A 17,331-nucleotide genomic window follows, 5' to 3' on the forward strand; every position below is an offset into this window, starting at 1 on the left:
GAGTCGGCGGGCTGAAGCAGGAATACACTGGCCGCATGCGCAGCTGCATCCACAATGTCCGACGGCGGATAGCAGGACGCCCGGCTCGCCGTCGCACGACGGTCGGGGCCACGGCACTCAGAACTGCCGCCGCCCTGGGTCTCCTTGCTGTGGCCGCCGCCTGCAGCGCGGGCAACGGTGAAGGTTCCGGAACCGGCAGCGCAGGTGCATCAGCGCCGGCGGCAGTTGCCGCCGTCAGCGCGGAGATCAACCAGCTCCGTGACAACTACGGCAAGCAAATCGTCGCAATCCAGCTCACCAACAACACACCCGGGGCACTGACAGTCCTGGGAGCGGAGCTGGGCAGCGCACTCTTCGCCGCAACCATCGCCTGGCAGCCTCCGGCTGGCGGAATCGACCTCCCGCCCGGCCAGACCAAGATCCTTGCGGCGCAGCTCCCCGCACCGGCGTGCGGAACCCGGACAGCCCAGTCGCCGGGCGGCGCAACGGTGACCCTCCACACGGCGGCGGCCCCGGGAACAGGACCCGCCACCACCCTGCCCGCCGCCGATCCGTACGGTGTGCTCGCCCGGAACAACGCGGAAATGTGCCTCGCACAGGCGGCGGCCGCAGTCGCCGCCATCCGGCTGGAACCGGAACTGGAGGTATCCGCCGATTCCCGCAGCGCCGTCGTACGTCTTGCCATCGCCCCCCGGAGCACCCCGGGCGCCGTAAACCCGGGCGCGGCCGGCACGCTGACGATCGACCGGATTGACGGCACCACCCTGCTCGAAGAAGACCCCGCCGCCCCGTGGCCGCGCTCTGTTTCGGTGGTCCCGGGCGGGAGGAGCCAGGAACTCCGGCTGGGGATCCGGCCCGCGCGCTGCGATCCGCATTCGGTCGCCGAGGACAAAGTAGGGACGCTGTTGCCGCTCCGGGTCCATGCCGGCGGGCGGGACGGCGTCCTGAAGATCGACGCGGGCGCACTGCTACGGGGACGCATTTACGAGTTTGTCAGCATGGCCTGCGGACGCCAGTAGTCTGATGCCATGTCAACAGAGGCCAAGCCCACGGACTTCAGCGCCGCCCGCATCCATGAAACTGTCCAGCAGATTCTCCAGGCCGGCGTGCTTCCGCCGGTTGTCCAGGCCGGCCATCCGGTCCTCCGGCACGTCGCCGTGCCGTTCGGCGGCCAGTTGAGCGACGCGGAACTGGGCCAGCTGATCGATCTGATGCGCAGGGTGATGCACAAGGCGCCGGGCGTCGGACTGGCCGCCCCGCAGCTCGGCATTCCGCTGCAGCTCGCTGTCCTGGAGGACCAGGTTGAGGTCGACGCCGACGTCGCGGCCACGCGGGGCAGGAAACCGCTCGACTTCTTCGCGATGCTGAACCCCGGCTATCAGCCCCTGGGCCTCTCGTCCGCGGCGTTCTACGAGGGATGTCTGTCCCTGAACGGCCTGCAGGCGGCAGTGTCCCGGCCCGAATCCGTCCGGCTTGATTACACCGCCGCCGACGGAACCCGGACGCAGCGCGACTTCACCGGCTGGCAGGCGCGGATCGTCCAGCACGAGACGGATCACCTGCACGGGATCCTCTACCTGGACCGGGCCGAGCTGCGCTCCATCAGCAGCAACGCCGAGTACTCCGCCCGCTGGGCCCAGCCGGATATCGAACTTGCCCGGGAGGGTCTCGGATTCCTGCCCGCCGTTCCGGGCGCGTAGCAGCGCAGAGGCCCGCGCCTCAAGCCTGCGGGGCAGGCGCCGGATTCGCCGCGGTCGGGAGATGGCGGGCCCACCACTGCAGGATGTGGTCGAATCGCTCCCGCCGGTGGTGCGGGGTTCCGGACCGTGAGAGCTCATGGTTTTCGCCCGGGAAGACGAGGAACGCGGCCTCGACACCGAGCTACTTGAGGGCGGTGAAGTAGCGCTGGCCCTGTTCCACCGGGCACCGCAGGTCCTCCTCGCTGTGGATGACCAGGGCCGGGGTGCGGACCTGATCCACCCGCGCCATCGGGCTCTGGGCTGTCATCTGCTCCGCGGTGCGTCCGGTGTACTCACCGCCGAAGAACCAGCCGATATCGGAGGAGCCGGTGAAGCTGACCGGGTCCAGGAAACCGCGCTCCACAATGGCCGCCCGGAAACGGTGGTCGTGGCTGATGGTCCAGGCGGTGAGGTAGCCGCCGTAGGAGCCGCCCATGATGCCCAGGGCGCCGGCGTCGAGCTCCCCGAACTTCCCGAGGGCGCCATCCAGGAAAGACAATGCGTCCTGCATATCCAGCGTACCCATCTGCTCCTTGATGGCCCGCCCGTGCGCCTGGCCGTAGCCGGCCGATCCGCGCGGATTGCACATCAGCACGGCGTAGCCCGCCCCGGCATAGACCTGCGCCTCGTCCAGGAGTGCCCCGGTGAATTGAGCGAAGGGTCCGCCATGGATGTTCAGCAGCACCGGATGCGGTCCCTGGCCGGCCGGCATCACGAGCCAGCCATGGACGGGATACCCGTCTGCGGAGGGGAGAGCCAGCTCCTGTGGTTCGATGATCCCGGCCTCGGAGCGCAGCGCTGCGGAGAAATCCGTCAGCAGGCGCAACCCGCCGCCGTCGAGCACCGCCACGTCCCCGGCGGTGGCAGAGTCACTGAAACTGAGCACCAGCGACCCGCCGCCCGAGGCCGCACCGGCGACCACGCGGTCTCCGTGCACCAGGACCTCATGGGTCCCGGTGGCGGCGAACTGGTGCAGCTCGACGGTCCCTTGCGCCGTGTTCATCAGCAGGGCGCCGTCCGGACCGTGCAGCTCAATGCGGCCGGTTGCGTTCAGGTCCATGGTTTCGATGTCGCTCAGCACCGTGGCATCCCCGCCCGCGGCCGGCATCACATACAGCCCGGTGTTTCGGGCCACGAAGTCCTGGCCGGACTCGCCGAGTTCCTGGGCGAGGAAGAACAGCCACTTCCCGTCCCGGGACTCGCGCGCCGCGGTGACGGTCTGCCGGCCGGCGTTGGCCGGGGAGACCGCCTGTGGTTCCCCTCCCCCGGCATCCTGCCCAACCGGGATGCGGTAGACGCCGCTGGCCAGATCGGAGTCGCTGCCCTCGTGCAGCGCGGCGGTGAAGTAAATGCTCTGCCCGTCCGCGCTGAAGCTGGCGCTGTTGTGGTCCGTTGCGGCGGTTGTCAGCTGAGCCGCGGCCGGCAGCAGATTCCCGCTGTCATCGTCCGCCGCTTCGCCGTGCGCCGCTTCGCCGAACGCTGCTTCGCCGACGGCCGGTGCGCTGCGTGACTTGAGCGCCCGGCCTGTGGGCGCGACCTTCGGTTCCGCGTCGAGGTCCGGGATTTGCACCAGAAAAAGCTGCAGCGGCTTGTCTGCGGTGTAGCCGACGCCGTTCATCCGGTATTGGTAGTCCGTGATCATCCGGGCATTCTCAGCGCCGGCAGAGACGCCGTCGATAGTGCCGTAACGGCCCTGCTCCGGGGTCCGGGCGCTGAACACAATGCTGTGCGATCCGGGTGACCACGCGAACGCTGAAACCCCCAGCCGGGCATGGGTCACCTGCTGCGGCTCGCCGCCGGCTGACTCGACGACGTACAGCTGGGGTTTGCCGCCCGCGGCGGCGCGCAGGAAGGCCAGCACCAGCCCGTCCGGCGAGAAGTCCGGCGCTGTGTCCCGGAATCCCCGCGTCAGGCGGCGCGGTCCGCTGCCCGGGGCCAGCGGGACATTCCATAGCTGGCCCACGTAGGCGTCGGCGTCGAAATCGGGGCGGGTCACGGACACCACGGCCCGGGACCCGTCCGGATGCACGGCGGGAGAAGAGACGGAATTCAGCAACGGCAGAAGTTCAGATTTCACGCTTGCGAGCCTAGCCCCTGATTCGTAGACAGTGAAATAGCTCACGTCGGGGGCCTGTCCCCGGCGGCCGCCCGTCCCTTCCCTCGACCGCCCCGGGAGCCGGCCCCGCGACCGCCCTAGGATGGACCCTATGCTCCCCGCTTCCGCTGCCTCCCTGCTGTGCCCGGTCTGCCGCGGGAGCCTCAGGCTCAGCGACGACGACGGCCGCAGGCTCCTCTGCCGGGCCGGCCACAGCTTCGATGCCGCCAGGCAGGGATACTTTAACTTCCTGGTCGGCAAGGGGACGGTCTTCGAAGCGGACGCGGCCGACATGGTCGCGGCACGCTTCGATTTCCTCTCCGCAGGCCACTACCGTCCCCTCGCCGAAGCCGTGGCGGCGCTAGCGGCGCCGGCCCTGGCCGGGCCCCGTTCGCTGGTGCTCGACGCCGGGACCGGCACCGGCCACTACCTCCGGGCGGTGCTGGACCGGATGGTGGCGGACGGCAGGCCGGCCACGGCCATCGGGCTGGATATTTCGAAATTCGCGCTTCGCCGGGCGGCCAGGTTGAACCCGGAGGCGGTGAATCTGGCCGCCGACGTCTGGCAGCCGCTGCCGGTAGCCGACGACGCCGTGGACGTGGCCATGGTGGTCTTCGCACCCCGCAATGCGGCGGAGTTCGCCCGAGTGCTCCGCCCCGGCGGACGCCTCATTGTCGTCACGCCCCGGCCCGGCCACCTTGCGGAGGTCGCCGGACAGACCGGCATGCTCGGGATCGAACCCGCCAAGGATGAGCGGCTCACCGCCGCACTCGAGGGTTCATTCTCCGCGCTGACCACCAATGAACTGGATCTGCAGCTTTCGTTGGGTCCGGACGACGTCGCCAGGCTTGCTCTGATGGGGCCGGCCGGGCACCATCTGGACCGCGGATCCCTGGCCTCCCTGACGGCGGGCCTGCCGCCGCTGACCCGCGTGTCAGCCCGCTTCCGGCTTAGCGTTTTCGAGCCGCGTCCCTGAATCTGCGTCGCCCGCGAGGTAACGACTTGGCCACAGTGGCCGCCAAATTTCCGCTGCCCTCGGCACGCCTTGCCCTTCGGCTTAGGATGGACTCACAGTAACTGAGGGTCTGCACCGCAGCTCCCGGGAGCGAAGGGGGAACAAATGTTTGAATGGCTGGCCGAAAATTTGTGGGCACTCTGGCTCGCTGTCTTCCTCACCTTTGCGGTGGTGGAGATGCTCACCCTCGACCTCTTCTTCATTATGCTCGGCGGCGGCGCCCTGGCCGGGCTCGTTGCCGACTTTGCCGGCGCGGACTTCTGGCTCCAGACTGTTGCTTTCTGCGTAGTGGCCCTGCTCATGATCGGTTTCGTCAGGCCCGTCGCGTTAAAACACCTCCACAAAGGACCGGCGGAACAACGCAGCAACATCGAACGGCTGATCGGTGAATCCGCCCTCGTCATGGAACCCGTCAGCGCAAGCGGCGGCCTGGTCAAAATCGGCGGCGACATCTGGAGTGCCCGCTCGGAAGCCGGCCTCCTTGCCCCCGGCCAGCGCGCCGTGGTCAGTGCGATCGACGGCGCCACCGCCGTTGTTGCCCCGCAGCCGGAGACGGCGGTCCAATAGCACGCGCAGAGTTTCCCGTGGCCGCGACCGGCACCGGGATCGCGGCGGGACATCGCCGCAAACCGTAGTTAGACCACATATCTGGGGAAAAGGTGATGTATGGATATCGCAGTCGCAATTGTGCTGCTGGTGCTCGTTGCGTTCGTAATAATCGTGCTGGTCCGCTCGGTGCGGATTGTCCCGCAGGCGCGGGCCGGCGTCGTCGAACGGCTGGGCAAGTACCAGCGCACGCTGAACCCCGGCCTCACAATCCTGATCCCGTTCGTGGACCGGCTGCTGCCCTTGCTGGACCTGCGTGAACAGGTGGTCTCCTTCCCGCCGCAGCCAGTGATTACCGAGGACAACCTGGTGGTCTCAATTGACACGGTGGTGTACTTCCAGGTCACCGATGCCCGGGCGGCCACCTACGAGATTGCCAACTACATCCAGGCGGTCGAACAGCTCACCACCACCACACTCCGCAACGTCGTCGGCGGACTAAACCTCGAAGAAGCCCTCACTTCCCGGGACCAGATCAACGGCCAGCTCCGCGGCGTGCTGGACGAGGCTACCGGCCGCTGGGGCATCCGTGTCTCCCGGGTGGAGCTCAAGGCCATTGATCCGCCCCACTCCATCCAGGACTCGATGGAGAAGCAGATGCGCGCCGAGCGTGACCGCCGCGCCGCCATCCTGACCGCGGAAGGCACCAAGCAGTCCGCCATTCTCACCGCTGAGGGCCAGCGGCAGTCTTCGATTTTGAAGGCCGAAGGTGACGCGAAGGCCGCGATCCTCCGGGCCGACGGCGAAGCCCAGGCAATCCAGAAGGTGTTCGACGCCATCCACAAGGGCAATCCGGACCAGAAGCTCCTCGCATACCAGTATCTTCAGGTACTGCCGAAGATCGCGGAGGGCACGTCCAACAAGCTCTGGATCATCCCGAGCGAGGTCGGCGAAGCACTCAAAGGAATCGGCAACGCCATTGGCGGGCACAAGCCCGGCCAGCCCGCGGATGGCTTATTCGGTCCGGACTCGGACGCCGCACAGCCAAAGGCCCCGGTGAGCCCGGCGGCTTCGCCGGCGCCGGGAGCCGCGCCAGCAGCCGGCGCTGCTGCTTTCCTTGCCAAGCCGGAGGCCTGATCCCGCAAGGAACCTGATCCCGCAGGAAAGGGGCGGCACCCGCACAGGCGGGCGCCGCCCCTTGTCCGTGCCCGGCAGCCGCCGGAAACGGCCTGGCAGGCTTTACCCGGGGGCACTGTTCCCGTATAGTTGAATATTTGTCCGGCTGGTTCAACCGGCCGGAACAATTAGGCCTCGCAAAGCGTTTAATCCAGTGATGATTCGTCGGTATCACTCCGGTTACTTCGAGCGATGCAGCGCGATGCAAACAGTAGTCCGGCGAGGCCTCACGGCGCCCGGCTAGCGCAGGGCATGACCCTGCGAACCGAATAGAGTGGAGAAAAGATGAGCGATCGCAGCCTGCGGGGTATGCGCCTTGGCGCACAGAGCATGGAGACCGAATCCGGTGTCGAGCCGGCTCCGCGCCAGCGCGTTGAGTACCGTTGCGCGGACGGCGAGCAGGTATTCGTGACCTTCTCCTCCGAAGCGGAGATCCCCCCGCTGTGGGTGTCGAAGACAGGCAGGGAAGCATTGCTGGTTGACGGCGAACGCCCCGTGAACAGCAACGAGAAAGCCGTCCGCACGCACTGGGACATGCTCCTGGAGCGGCGCTCCCTCCCTGAACTGGAGCAGATCCTCGAAGACCGTCTCACGATCCTGCGGGAACGCCGCGGCGAACGCCGCTCGGCTTAGGCAGCCGGCGCAGCCGCCGTATCAAGCAACGCGGGGTCACCTCCAGCCCATCCTGATGCACCGGATGGGCTGGAAGTGACCCCGCGTTGCTTTTTTTGGGCCTTACTTGCCGGCCGCACCGGTGTGCTTGCCGGGGAGCTTGCCGGCGAGGGTGTTCCAGCGGGCGGCGAGACCCCACTTGGTGACGTTGATCATGGCTTCGACCACGATATTTCCACTCATCTTGGAGTCGCCGAGTTCGCGCTCCACAAAGGTGATGGGGCGTTCCACGATGGTCAGTCCGAGCTTGGCGACACGCCAGACGAGGTCCACCTGGAAGCCGTAGCCGACCGAGTCGACGGCGTCGAGGTTCAGCTTCTCCAGGGTGCTCCGGCGGAACGCGCGGAAGCCTCCCGTGACGTCCTTGATCTGGAGGCCGAGCATCAGCCGGGCGTAGGTGCTGCCCACCCGCGAGATCGCCTGGCGGTACAGGGGCCAGTTGACCACGCTGCCGCCGGGAACCCAGCGCGAGCCCATGGCGAGGTCGGCGCCCTGCTCCACGGCCTTAATCAGCTGCGGGAGCTGTTCCGGCTGGTGCGAGCCGTCGGCGTCCATCTCGACGAGGATGTCGTACCCGGCGTCGAGGCCCCACCGGAAGCCGGCGATGTACGCGGCTCCGAGGCCGGCCTTGCCTTCACGGTGCAGGACGTGGACCTGGCTGTCCTCGGCGGCGATGCGGTCCGCGAGCTGCCCGGTGCCGTCGGGGCTGTTATCGTCGACCACCAGGACGTCGGAGCCAGGCACGGCCGCGCGCAGGCGCCCTAGAGTCTTGGGCAACGATTCCAGCTCGTTGTAGGTGGGGATGATCGTGAGGACACGCACAGCGAGGCCTTTCCTTGAAGGGAGCGGTCAGAGCGCAAGCCCGATAGCCGAGAGCAGGCGCAACTCCCCATTATAGGGAGTCGCCGGACCCTTCGGGCCCGCATTCGAGTCCGCATTCGGTTCCGTGGGCAGGTCCACCCGCCACGGGCCAGTTCCGGCAGGGCGCGAGAAGCGCCGCCGGGACCGTTTTCTGCTGCGAAGTGGACCCGCCCCCTGGGAACACCCATGGCCGCAACTTTTCCGGCTGCCGCGCGTGCGGCAACCTGGATATGGCCGGGGGACGTCCGGAGCCTGCGCTGTGCGCAACTCTCCGTGCCCCTCCATGGTACGGGCCCGCCATGATCTGTCAACCGGACCGTGACCTGCCGTTTCATCCGTCGCCGCAGGTCAGGACAGCCGTCGGGGCGGCGCAACTTTCCGTGCCGTCAGGCGCCGAGGGTACCGTTGGAAAACAGTTCGCGGCCGTCCCCGACGGTCAGCAGGCAGGCAGGGTCGGCACCCCTGTCCAGGGCCGGCAGCAGGGGCGTCCGGGCACGGGGGTCCGTGCTCCAGGACTGGACGCGGCCGTCGGCAACCTGGACCATGAGTTCCTCGACCTCCCAGACGGCGAAGCTGGCCGGTGCCCCGGGAACCAGCTGGCCGGCCATCGGGTTGCGGTAGCGCGCGGCTCGCCAGCCGGCCCGCGTGTGGCCCAGATAGGCGGCGCGGGCGGAGATCTGTTCGGAGGGGTTGTTGTGTTGCAGACAGGCGCGCACGCTGGACCACGGCCGGAGCGGCGTCACCGGGCTGTCGCTGCCGAAGCAGATCGGCACGCCGGCTGCGTAGAAGGAGCCGAAGGGATTCATGCCCGTGCGGCGGGAGCCGAGGCGCTGCTCGTAGAGCCCGCCCACGCCGCCCCAGGCGGAGTCGAAGCACGGCTGCGCGCTGACGGTCACCGAGTACCTGGCCAGCCGGCTGATGGCGTTCGCATCGGCCAGCTCGACGTGCTCGAAGCGGTGGCCCGCGGCGCGGACCTTCTGCTCGCCGACGGCGGCCGACGCCTGGTCCAGTGCGTCCAGCGCCGCGTCAAGGCCGGCGTCGCCGATGATGTGGAAGCCCGCCTGGATCCCCAGCAGCGAGCACGCCGCCAGGTGCGCGGCCGCTTCCGGAACGGAGAGGTACAGGCTGCCGCGCTCCCCCGGAGCATCGCTGTAGTCCGCCCGCAGGGCCGCTGTCCGCGAACCGATGGAGCCGTCGATGTTCAGGTCCCCGGCGAGGCCTAGCACAGACACGCCGAGACCGTCCAGGATGGACCGGGCCTGTTCCGCGGAGCCGGCCAGCTGGCCCCAATAGGGCAGAATCTCCGGAACCGCGTCCGGCCCCGCGTTCCAGGCCACGGCGAGCTGGAGGTCCTCGATGCTGCCGATGTGCGGAGCGGCCATCTCGGCCACCGCCACATAGCCGTTGGCGGCAGCTTCGGCCAGGGCCTGCTGCTGGTAGCCGCGGAGCGCCGCAGCAGGCAACCGCCGGGCCGCGAGCCGGGCGGCGGTGTGCGCGGCCCGCTTAACCTGGCTGTCCCCGCTGAAGCCGTTGAGGTCTTCGAGGCCGGCCGCCGCCGCCAGTGACGAAGATACGAGTGCCGAGTGGACGTCCACGCGGGAGAGGTAGACCAACCGGCCGCTGGCGGCGCGTTCCAGTTCTTCGCGGGTGGGCAGTGCCGGGTCCGGCCACAGGGTCTCGTCCCAGCCATGGCCCAGCACGGTGCCGGGCGCCGCGGAACCTGCGACGGCGTCGAGCAGTTCCCGGGCGGAGCGGACACCGCCGAGCTGCAATGAGTCCAGCGCGATCCCGGTCTCCGTCAGGTGCACATGGGAATCGACGAATCCGGGTGCCAGGAGTGCCCCGCGCAGGTCGACGACGTTCATGGAGGAATCGGCAATCGACGTGGCGGCCTGCTCGGAACCGACCCAGGCGACGGTGTCGCCGTCGACCAGCAGCGCGGTCGCAAAAGGGTCGGCAGCGGTGTAGACCGAACCGTTGCGGTAGAGCGTCACCTGGCGCGGTGCAGTGGTGGCCGGGGAATCGGTCATGGTGCGGGGGCTCCTTGTAGCTGGGGCCGGCGCAGCGCCGGCGGTGTTCGAAGCGGACGGATGGTTCCGGGCGGGCCGGCAGCGCCGGTAGTGCCCGGCGGCCGGTAGTGCCCGGCGGCCGGTAGTGCCCGGCGGACGTCAGTGCCCGGCGGACGTCAGGCCACCGAGGAATACGCGACGACGCCGCGCTTGACCAGCTTGATCGCGTCCCCGCAGAGCCTCGAGACGCGCGGGTCCGGGGACGGGATCTTGGCGAGCTGGTCCAGCAGATCGATGACCTGTTTCACCCAGCGGACAAAGTCACCCGCTGCAAGGTCCGTTCCGCTGAGGACCTCCTGGAGGTGCCGTCCCTTGGCCCACTTGAAGATCGGCCACACCAGGCCCAGTTCGGGCTCACCGGTGAGCGGCAGCTTGGCGGCTTCCTCGACGTCCTCAAGGATGGACCATTCCCGCACCACGGTATCGATCGCGGATTCCAGCGAGACGCTGGGCATCTTGGGCCGGAGTCCGCGGTCCTCGCGCTTGGCCTGGAACACCAGGATGCTGGCCAGCGCCGCAATTTCGGCGGCGTCGAGATCAGCGAAGGCGCCCATCCGCACGGACTGCGAAATGAGCAGGTCCTTCTCGCCGTAGATCCGGCGCAGCCGCTGCCCGTCCGGGCTGATGGTGAGCACACCGGCGTCGGAGGTCTCCAGGTAGCCGTAGTTGCCCAGCACCCCGCAAACCCGGTCGAAGGTCTTCGCGATGGTATTGGTGCGGCCCTGGATCTGGCGGACCAGTCCGTCCGTTTCCTGGCGGAGCTTCCACCAGCGTTCGGACCAGCGCGCGTGGTCTTCGCGTTCGCTGCAGCCGTGGCAAGGGTGAGCGCGGAGCTGGCGGCGCAGTTCGGCGATCTTCTTCTCCTGGTCCGGCAGCGCAGCGGCGCGGCCGAAGTCCTCGTCCCGGCCCGGCGGCGCGGGCGGGCGGTTGTCCCGGATGGCGTTCCGGACCGAGGATGCAAGGTCCCGCCGGGATTTGGGCACCTTGGCGTTGAAGGACTTCGGGATCCGGATCCGGGCTATCGGCGCGAGCGGGCCTTCGACGTCCTGGCTGCCGATCCGCCGCAGCTGGTTGTCCAAAGTCATCACGGCGGGCCGGGGCTCGCGGGAGTGGTGGTCGGAGCTGAGCACGACGGCGAGGCCGGGCGCCCGGCCGGTGGGCACATCCACCACATCGCCGGGCAGCAGCCGGCTCAGGGAATCCTCGGTGCGGGACTTTTTGGCCCGGGACGTGGTATTGGAGGCGCTCCTTTCGGCGTCGGAGAGCGCCCGCCGCAGCCGGGAGTAATCGGTGAAGTCACCCAGATGGCAGGTCATCGACCGGCTGAAGCCGGTAAGGGACTCCTCTCGGCCCTTCACCTGCCTGGCCAGTCCCACTACGGAGCGGTCCGCCTGGAACTGCGCGAAGGAGGACTCGAGGATCTCCCGCGCCCGGGAACGGCCGAACTGGGCCAGCAGGTTGATGGACATGTTGTACGTCGGACGGAAGCTCGAGTTCAGCGGGTAGGTCCGCCGGGAGGCAAGGCCAGCGACCGAGGCCGGGTCGGTGCCGGGCTGCCAGAGGACCACGGCGTGGCCCTCGACGTCGATCCCGCGGCGGCCGGCGCGGCCGGTCAGCTGGGTGTACTCCCCCGCTGTGATGTTCACGTGCGCCTCGCCGTTGAACTTGTCCAGCTTCTCCAGCACAACGGACCGGGCCGGCATGTTGACGCCAAGCGCCAGAGTCTCGGTTGCGAACACCGCCTTGACGAGGCCGCCGACGAAGAGCTTTTCCACGACTTCCTTGAAGGTGGGAAGCATACCGGCGTGGTGCGCGGCAAGGCCCCGGAGCAGGCCGTCGCGCCAGCTCCAGAAGCCGAGGACGTCCAGGTCGTCGGAAGGGATGTCCTGCACGGCCTCGTCGACGCGCCGGGCGATGTCAAGTTGTTCCTTCTCGGTGGTCAGCCACAGTCCGGCGGAGACGCATTGGGCGACGGCAGCGTCGCAGCCGGCGCGCGAGAAGATGAAGGTGATCGCAGGCAGGAGATCCTGCCGGTCAAGGCTCGCGATGACCTGGGGGCGGCTGGCCTTGCGGACCGGGCTGCGCGGTCCGTCCTGCGGTTCCTCGCGCTGGTGCTGCTGGCGCCGTTGGCTGCGCCCGCCGTGGCCGAAGCGCCCGCGGAAGCTCATCTGGCTTTCGGCCCGCGCCATTGAGAGCAGTTCCGGGTTGACCTCGAAGCCCGGGCGTGTGCCGGGGTCGGCGGTGGGCGCGGTCACCGCGAGTCCGGCGTTTCCGGCCGGGGCAATCTCATCGAAACTCGTGTCACCGGCGAAGAGGTCCACGATTTTCCGTCCCACCATAACGTGCTGCCAGAGCGGAACGGGGCGGTGTTCGGAGACGATCACATCGGTCTGTCCGCGCACGGTGTCAAGCCAGGCACCGAATTCCTCGGCGTTGGACACGGTGGCGCTCAGCGAGGCGACCTGGACTTCGCTGGGCAGGTGGATGATGACCTCTTCCCAGACGGCGCCGCGGAAGCGGTCGGCGAGGTAGTGGACCTCGTCCATCACGACGAAGCCGAGGTCGTCCAGGGTATCGGACTCCGCGTAGAGCATGTTCCGGAGCACCTCGGTGGTCATCACGACGACGGGCGCGTCGCCGTTGATGCTGGTGTCACCGGTCAACAGCCCCACCTGGGCGGCGCCGTACTTTTCGGCCAGTTCGGCGTACTTCTGGTTACTCAGGGCCTTGATGGGGGTGGTGTAGAAGGCCTTGAGCCCGCGCTGGAGGGCCAGGTAGATGGCGAACTCCCCGACGATCGTTTTGCCCGCCCCGGTGGGGGCGGCCACGAGGACTCCGCGGCCGGCCTGCAGCGAGAGGCAGGCCTCGCGCTGGAAGTCATCGAGGTCGAATGCAAGAGTACTGATGAATCCGCCCAGGTAAGTCCTGGCTTCGGCGGCCCGCTCGGCACTGGCACGGTAGCGTTCGGACGGGGATTCCGGCCCGGGTAGTGAAGACATGCTTCCAGCCTAATGCGCGAACGGCTAGAGGTTCTCCAGCTCGGAGCTGGGAGTTGGCTGGTCCGCGGTGGCCTCGGTTTCCGCGGCACGCTTGACGGCTCGGCGTTCCCGCCGCCGGTCGTTCAGCAGGCACAGGCCGATGGCGGCGAAGAAAAGGATCAGCATGGGGCCGGCAAGGTAGAACATGCTCATGGCGTCCGCACCCGGGGCGGCCATGGCGGCGAACAGGCAGACGAGGAAGACCGTGATCCGCCAGCTCTTGACGAGCTGCTTGCCCTTGATGATCCCGGCCAGGTTGAGCCCGACCAGCACCACCGGCAGCAGGAACGCAATGCCGAAGGCCAGCAGAAGCCTGAGCACGAACGACAGGTAGATCTGCGCGCTGATGAAGTTGGAGCCGCCCGAGGGCGTGAAGTCGGTCAGGACCCGCACCGCGTTGGGCAGCACGAGCCAGGCGAGGAGTACGCCGCCGATGAAGAGCGGTACGGCCGCGGCGACAAAGGACAGCGCGAGCCGGCGTTCCTTCTTGTGCAGGCCGGGGACGATGAATGCCCAGAGCTGGTAGAGCCAGACCGGGCTGGCCACGATCAGGCCCAGGAACACGGAGACCTGGATCATCAGGTCGAAAGAACTGGCGACGCCGTCGAAGTTCAGCGACGCCTGCCGGCCTTCATGTTGGTTCAGGTCACGGATCGGTTTGATCAGTGCGGCCAGCATCGGCTGGTACACGAAGAAGCCGGCCGCGGTTCCCACAATGACGGCGATCGCCGATTTGAAGAGGCGGTTCCGCAGCTCTTTCAGGTGGTCAAGGAGCGCCATCCTCCCCTCGGGGTTCGATCGGCGGCTCATGGATACTGCCATGTGGTCCTAGGCGCGGTTCGGAGGCGGAACGTCGGTTCCGTCGGCCGTGCGGGATTCCGTGCCGGCGGACTTCGGGTGGTTTACGACCCGGCCCTCGACGGGGTCGGAGTCATCTTTGGCGTCGGTGGCGCCGTCCTTCTTCATTTCGCGGACTTCCGATTTGAAAATGCGCATTGACTGGCCAAGGCTTCGAGCCATGCCGGGCAGCTTCGGCGCCGCGAAAAGCACCAATGCCAGAACGATGATGATGATCAAATGCCAGCCTTCAAGCCTCATGTCAGGAGGTCCTTTCGTTTGATTACATCCTATGTCTAACTGAATTCGATGTCGCGCAACGCCTGGGGCTGGCCCCGGTCCTTCTTGCGCCGGATGCGCCGCAGCCGCCGGTCATCCTGCCGGGCCAGCTTCGACGCATGGTATTCCTGCCGCAGCCGGGCGGGTTCGGCAAAAACGGCCGCGCCGGGTTCCAGCAGCGGCCCGGGTACGCTTTCGGCGGCGGCCCCCGGCGGCCCGGCGGGTGCGGAATCCGGGGCCCCCGGCGGCCCGGCGGGTGCGGACGGGAAGCTGGAGAACCGTTCTCCCGCCGCGCCAAGTTCCTTCACCGTCGTCATGAACTGCCGGAACAAACGTACGCCGAGCACGACGAAGAACAGCAGTGACAGCGCGACGAGCGCTATCCAGATTACGATCCAGGACCACCAAGGCATGCTGCACAGTCTATCCGGGGTGCCGGTCAGTCGTCGTATTGGGCCAGGGCCGCCGCCAGCCAGACCCGGGAGGCCTCCGCGAGGGCTTCCGGCTGCACGATCCGGGCGGTCCCGCCGTGCTGGGCCACAAACATCGGCAGCCAGTCCGTGCTGCCGAAACGGATTTCGGCCAGCATCCCGCCGCCGGGGAGCGGCGCGGTGTGTTCGGCGTAGTAATCGTTGGCGAGCCCGGCGCCGCGGCGGGTCAGTTCGACCACGACGACAGTGTCGTCGTCGTTCGGGGTGAAAAGCTTCACCGGGAAGCTGTCCGCAGGCCTGGCGTCCGCGGAGACCGGCAGACCGGTGGGCTGCAGCTCCTCGATCCGGTCCAGCCGGAAGTTGCGCAGCCCCTGTGCCGAATGGCAGTACGCCTCGAGGTACCAGGTGTTGTCCAGTGAGTAGAGCCGAAGAGGGTCCACATCGCGCTCGGACACGGTATCCCGTTGCGGCGAGAAGTAACGGAGGCGCAGCTGGGCACCGCTGGTGATGGCGTCGCGGGCCGTTTCCAGCGTGGCCGAGTTGCCGGGAGCCACTGCGGGGCCGGAGAGCTGCGCGGCCTGGCGGCCCTCCTCCCCCGCCGCGGCCATGAGTTTGAGCGTCACCGACTCCAGCGCGTTCCCCTCGGCCAGCTCCGGCAGGCCGTTCAGGGTCTCCAGCCCGGTCAACAGGGCGCAGGCCTCGTCCACCGCAAAACGCACGGGCCGGTTCAGCTCGAGGTCCTGGATGATGTAGACGTGGTCGTCGTCCCACCGGATGTCCAGCAGGTCATCAGGGTAGCCCCCCGGCAGCCCGGAGCAGATCAGGATGCGCAGGTCATCCTCAAGTTCCTTGCGGGTGATGCCGAACTTTGCTGCGACGTCGCGGATGTGCAGGCCCTGGTTGTGGACCAGGAACGGGACCAGCTGGAGCATCCGTTTGAGCTGGTCCTCGGAGGTACGTTTCCGGCCGCGCTTGGCGTGACCGCTACCGGCAGCCGGGAAGGCGACCGGCGGGGCGGGCGTGGCGGCGAGGGCCGCGGCGGCGGCCAGCCGGCGCCGCACAGCGGTCACGAGCTCCGGTGGGGCCGCCACAGTCACGTGCGGGCCGTAGGAGGCCAGTTCCTCGCCGAGGGCCTCCGCATCGCGGTACGGCACGCCGAGGCGGTCCCGGCCGGCGTCAGGCCGCGCGGCCCCGGGCGCCATGCCCGGTTCGGTGTTTGGGGCCGCCAGTGCGCGTTTGCGCAGTCCCAGAAGCTTCCCTTGCACAACGTCGACGACGGCGGTCCGGACCGGCAGTTCCGCCAGACCCGCGAGCTCGGCGCGGACGTCGAACGCGGTGGGCGCGGTGATGCCCTGCTTCTCCAATACGGTCACGGCGGAGGTGATGCGGGAGAGCCGGAAGAAACGCCGGTCGCCGCGGGTCCGGTCATGGCCCACTAGATACCACTGGCCGAAGCGGCTGCCCAGGCCCCACGGCTCCACCAGGCGTTCCTCCTCCTTGCCGGTGCTCCCGGCGAGGTAGCCGAAGCTGACCGGGTGCCGGGCGTGCATGGCGGCTACGAGGTCCTCGAAGGCCTGCCCGGCGGGCCGGATGCGCGGCTGGACCCCCGCGGGGAGTTCGGCGTCGACCAGGCCGCCGGCCGCCTGCAGTTTGCGCATCGCGTTCACGGCTGCGGAACCGAGGGCGGCATGTTCCCAGAGCTGGGCCGCCAGGATGAGGACAGTGCACTCCTCGGCAGTGAGATTGACGTCGGGCAGCCGGTTGGATTCCTTGCCGATGCGGTACCGGCTGGTGGCCGGATCGTCCGAGCCCCAGCCCGTGTCCATCACCGTCTCGATCTCGAAGCCGAAGTGGCGCAGCTCGCCCTTGTCGCGTTCGAACATCCGGCCGAAGGCGACGTCGGAGCTGGTGGTGTCGTGGTAGACCTTGTCGCGCAGCTCGCTGCGGCGCAGCCCGTACTTCGTGTTCAGCAGGGCGATGAGCAGGTTCAGGAGGCGTTCTGTACGTGAGGCGGACACCCCGCAAGGCTACTAAAGTCCGGGCACGAAAATGACGAAAGCGCGGTAACAGCCGGAAGAACTTCTCCGATTGTTACCGCGCCCGGTCGTTCAGTCCCGCTGCTGGGCGGGCGGGCGGGTGGGTGGGGACTAGCGGACGCCGACGAGGTCGACGACGAAGATCAGGGCCTCGTTCGGGCCGATCGCTCCGCCGGCCCCGCGGGAACCGTAGGCGAGCTCGGAGGGGATTTCCAGCCGGCGTCGGCCGCCGACCTTCATGCCCAGCAGGCCCTGGTCCCAGCCCTGGATGACCTGGCCGACGCCGACCCGGAAGTCAAGAGGTGCGCCGCGGCCCCAGGAGGCGTCGAATTCTTCGCCGGTGGACCAGGCCACTCCGACGTAGTGGGTGGAGACGGTGTCGCCGGCCTTGGCCTCGGCGCCGTCGCCGTCGATCAGTTCGGTGATGACGAGTTCGGTGGGAACGTCGCCCTGCGGGAAGTCAATTTCCGGCTTCTGGCGGTCAAGATCGCGCTGTCCAAATGACATGGTTACTCCTCTTTGCGTGGCTGGGTTGGC

Annotated in this window: 14 protein-coding genes and 1 pseudogene; 6 read left to right on the forward strand and 9 right to left on the reverse strand. The window is 68.2% G+C overall.

The window, feature by feature from the left end; translation table 11 throughout:
* Nucleotides 1–35: 35 nt before the first annotated feature.
* Nucleotides 36–1,019: a hypothetical protein gene (locus tag AC50X6_RS14030; protein ID WP_494966815.1), complete on the forward strand. Its 984-nt coding sequence runs from the start codon at nucleotides 36–38 to the stop codon at nucleotides 1,017–1,019.
* A gap of 9 nt (nucleotides 1,020–1,028) precedes the next feature.
* Complete coding sequence (locus AC50X6_RS14035) at nucleotides 1,029–1,700, forward strand: peptide deformylase (protein WP_494966816.1); 672 nt, start codon at nucleotides 1,029–1,031, stop codon at nucleotides 1,698–1,700.
* Nucleotides 1,701–1,719: 19 nt separating this feature from the next.
* Here AC50X6_RS14035 and AC50X6_RS14040 read toward each other — a convergent pair.
* A pseudogene (locus tag AC50X6_RS14040) lies at nucleotides 1,720–3,816 on the reverse strand (S9 family peptidase).
* Between the two features lie 130 nt (nucleotides 3,817–3,946).
* On the opposite strand from AC50X6_RS14040, the gene AC50X6_RS14045 reads away from it, so the two are divergent.
* The 4 genes from AC50X6_RS14045 to AC50X6_RS14060 all read left to right on the forward strand — a co-directional run bounded on the left by AC50X6_RS14045 (nucleotide 3,947) and on the right by AC50X6_RS14060 (nucleotide 7,204).
* Complete coding sequence (locus tag AC50X6_RS14045; protein WP_494966817.1) at nucleotides 3,947–4,810, forward strand: methyltransferase domain-containing protein; 864 nt, start codon at nucleotides 3,947–3,949, stop codon at nucleotides 4,808–4,810.
* Between the two features lie 144 nt (nucleotides 4,811–4,954).
* Entirely contained in the window at nucleotides 4,955–5,416 is a 462-nt protein-coding gene (locus AC50X6_RS14050; RefSeq protein WP_494966818.1) for an NfeD family protein, read from the forward strand.
* 99 nt (nucleotides 5,417–5,515) lie between these two features.
* Nucleotides 5,516–6,532 (forward strand): SPFH domain-containing protein, encoded by a 1,017-nt coding sequence (locus AC50X6_RS14055; RefSeq protein ID WP_494966819.1) that lies wholly within the window; start codon nucleotides 5,516–5,518, stop codon nucleotides 6,530–6,532.
* A 324-nt stretch (nucleotides 6,533–6,856) separates the two neighbouring features.
* Nucleotides 6,857–7,204 (forward strand): RNA polymerase-binding protein RbpA, encoded by a 348-nt coding sequence (locus AC50X6_RS14060; RefSeq protein ID WP_326967673.1) that lies wholly within the window; start codon nucleotides 6,857–6,859, stop codon nucleotides 7,202–7,204.
* Between the two features lie 102 nt (nucleotides 7,205–7,306).
* On the opposite strand, the gene AC50X6_RS14065 is transcribed toward AC50X6_RS14060, so the two are convergent.
* The 8 genes from AC50X6_RS14065 to AC50X6_RS14100 form a co-directional block, all read right to left on the reverse strand.
* A complete protein-coding gene (locus tag AC50X6_RS14065) occupies nucleotides 7,307–8,065 on the reverse strand; it encodes a polyprenol monophosphomannose synthase (protein ID WP_494966820.1) in 759 nt (252 codons plus the stop codon).
* Nucleotides 8,066–8,490: 425 nt separating this feature from the next.
* Nucleotides 8,491–10,134: an amidohydrolase gene (locus AC50X6_RS14070; protein WP_494966821.1), complete on the reverse strand. Its 1,644-nt coding sequence runs from the start codon at nucleotides 10,132–10,134 to the stop codon at nucleotides 8,491–8,493.
* Nucleotides 10,135–10,289: 155 nt separating this feature from the next.
* Nucleotides 10,290–13,172 carry a DEAD/DEAH box helicase gene (locus AC50X6_RS14075; protein ID WP_494966822.1) on the reverse strand — a complete coding sequence of 961 codons (2,883 nt, stop codon included), beginning with the start codon at nucleotides 13,170–13,172 and terminating at the stop codon, nucleotides 10,290–10,292.
* 24 nt (nucleotides 13,173–13,196) lie between these two features.
* A complete protein-coding gene (gene tatC, locus AC50X6_RS14080; protein ID WP_494966882.1) occupies nucleotides 13,197–13,991 on the reverse strand; it encodes a twin-arginine translocase subunit TatC in 795 nt (264 codons plus the stop codon).
* A 48-nt stretch (nucleotides 13,992–14,039) separates the two neighbouring features.
* Nucleotides 14,040–14,309 (reverse strand): Sec-independent protein translocase subunit TatA, encoded by a 270-nt coding sequence (gene tatA, locus AC50X6_RS14085; RefSeq protein ID WP_326967669.1) that lies wholly within the window; start codon nucleotides 14,307–14,309, stop codon nucleotides 14,040–14,042.
* Between the two features lie 35 nt (nucleotides 14,310–14,344).
* Nucleotides 14,345–14,740, reverse strand: coding sequence for a hypothetical protein (locus tag AC50X6_RS14090; protein WP_494966823.1), 396 nt, complete (start codon nucleotides 14,738–14,740; stop codon nucleotides 14,345–14,347).
* A gap of 26 nt (nucleotides 14,741–14,766) precedes the next feature.
* A complete protein-coding gene (locus AC50X6_RS14095; RefSeq protein ID WP_494966824.1) occupies nucleotides 14,767–16,776 on the reverse strand; it encodes a helix-turn-helix transcriptional regulator in 2,010 nt (669 codons plus the stop codon).
* Nucleotides 16,777–16,905: 129 nt separating this feature from the next.
* The gene (locus AC50X6_RS14100) at nucleotides 16,906–17,301 is read right to left on the reverse strand and encodes an FKBP-type peptidyl-prolyl cis-trans isomerase (protein WP_494966825.1); all 396 of its coding nucleotides are present in this window, start codon (nucleotides 17,299–17,301) and stop codon (nucleotides 16,906–16,908) included.
* Nucleotides 17,302–17,331 lie beyond the last annotated feature (30 nt).

It is taken from the genome of Pseudarthrobacter sp. HLT1-7 (assembly GCF_059383435.1).

Excerpts from the sequence above, each read along its gene's own strand:
- AC50X6_RS14050 (WP_494966818.1), top strand. The coding sequence starts at position 4,955 with ATGTTTGAATGGCTGGCCGAAAATTTGTGGGCACTCTGGCTCGCTGTC.
- AC50X6_RS14075 (WP_494966822.1), bottom strand. The coding sequence starts at position 13,172 with ATGTCTTCACTACCCGGGCCGGAATCCCCGTCCGAACGCTACCGTGCC.
- AC50X6_RS14055 (WP_494966819.1), top strand. The coding sequence starts at position 5,516 with ATGGATATCGCAGTCGCAATTGTGCTGCTGGTGCTCGTTGCGTTCGTA.
- AC50X6_RS14100 (WP_494966825.1), bottom strand. The coding sequence starts at position 17,301 with ATGTCATTTGGACAGCGCGATCTTGACCGCCAGAAGCCGGAAATTGAC.
- AC50X6_RS14035 (WP_494966816.1), top strand. The coding sequence starts at position 1,029 with ATGTCAACAGAGGCCAAGCCCACGGACTTCAGCGCCGCCCGCATCCAT.
- AC50X6_RS14070 (WP_494966821.1), bottom strand. The coding sequence starts at position 10,134 with ATGACCGATTCCCCGGCCACCACTGCACCGCGCCAGGTGACGCTCTAC.
- AC50X6_RS14030 (WP_494966815.1), top strand. The coding sequence starts at position 36 with ATGCGCAGCTGCATCCACAATGTCCGACGGCGGATAGCAGGACGCCCG.
- tatC (WP_494966882.1), bottom strand. The coding sequence starts at position 13,991 with ATGGCGCTCCTTGACCACCTGAAAGAGCTGCGGAACCGCCTCTTCAAA.
- tatA (WP_326967669.1), bottom strand. The coding sequence starts at position 14,309 with ATGAGGCTTGAAGGCTGGCATTTGATCATCATCATCGTTCTGGCATTG.
- AC50X6_RS14060 (WP_326967673.1), top strand. The coding sequence starts at position 6,857 with ATGAGCGATCGCAGCCTGCGGGGTATGCGCCTTGGCGCACAGAGCATG.
- AC50X6_RS14090 (WP_494966823.1), bottom strand. The coding sequence starts at position 14,740 with ATGCCTTGGTGGTCCTGGATCGTAATCTGGATAGCGCTCGTCGCGCTG.
- AC50X6_RS14045 (WP_494966817.1), top strand. The coding sequence starts at position 3,947 with ATGCTCCCCGCTTCCGCTGCCTCCCTGCTGTGCCCGGTCTGCCGCGGG.